Annotated in this window: 1 protein-coding gene; it reads right to left on the reverse strand. The window is 40.9% G+C overall.

The features are described 5' to 3' along the window. On the reverse strand, positions 1–718 hold a 718-nt coding region (nhaR, locus tag R7Q38_RS24190; protein WP_318114615.1), incomplete at its 3' end, for a transcriptional activator NhaR. Positions 719–1150: the final 432 nt, after the last annotated feature.

Raw genomic sequence — 1150 nt, forward strand, 5'->3', positions numbered from 1 at the left:
AGATTACATCATCACGGTATCTCGCAAAGGCTTTCATCAACGCGACGTCATCAAACTCTCCCAAGACATCAGGTTGTAATCCTTGGCGATCAAACCATTGAATGACTTTTCGCCCCATCGCCGTTCGACTTGCTGGGATCAACAGCTTTTTCTTTTCCAAAATTTCAGGGAACTTGACGTCTGGAATGTCAGAAGATGCAAAGAAACTCATGCTACTCTCGCCAAGCTTCTTACTATAAAGGCCTGGGCTTTGCGTCGAGTCCACCGGGCAATCAGAAAGAATCATATCCAACTTGTGCTGCGATAGCCGTTCTAATAACAGTTCGTGCGTCGACTCGTAACAACGTAAGTGGATACTGTTGTCTTCAGGCACGGTTGTCATCAGTACTTTACTAACTAGCCGTTTTGACAGCGCATCGGCGACACCAACTTCAAACAAAATGTTGGAGTGCTGACTGTAGTTCACAATATCAAGCATCTCATAGCTTAAACCAAACATACGATCCGCATATTTGAAGACCAATTGTCCGAGTTCTGTTGGTTCGACAGTACGGCCGTTTCGCTTGGTTAGCTTACCTTTCATCCGCTCTTCAAGCGCTTTCATTTGCCCGGTCACCGTTTGAGGAGTGAGAAAAAGCGCATCCGCGGCCTTGGTAACAGAGCCTTGCTTGCACACCATCCAGAAGTAATAAAGATGGTTGTAATTTAGATGTGACATCGGCCAATTCCAGAAAAGAAGGTGATGCTTTTTATACCAAATGTGACAGAGACAGACAAGATACTCGGCAAAACCATCACTTTAACCAACTAAAATTAAGTTTTACCGAAAATACAATCTCAGTATTGTCATAAAACTTGAAGTAAAACGCACTTTTTATCGAATTCTCATCAAAAAAATCTCAGTTTATAAAACCAATAAAGACTATATTTTTCAATAAATTAAAACAGGATAATCCACTATCTTTTTTGAACTATTAAAAAGCACAATAAAAAGTGCCCACAGAAATCAATCTGTAATATTACTGAAATATTTGTTCTCTAACATCGCCCGAAGTTTCAACTTAAGACCGAAAAACGAACTTAAAGGTCAACGGAGAAAATTATGATGAACCAAGCTACTTCAACAGCAGCGCCTATCTCGAGCACGACT

The sequence above is a fragment of the Vibrio sp. Vb0598 genome (assembly GCF_033338935.1).
GTDB classification, from domain to species: domain Bacteria; phylum Pseudomonadota; class Gammaproteobacteria; order Enterobacterales; family Vibrionaceae; genus Vibrio; species Vibrio alginolyticus.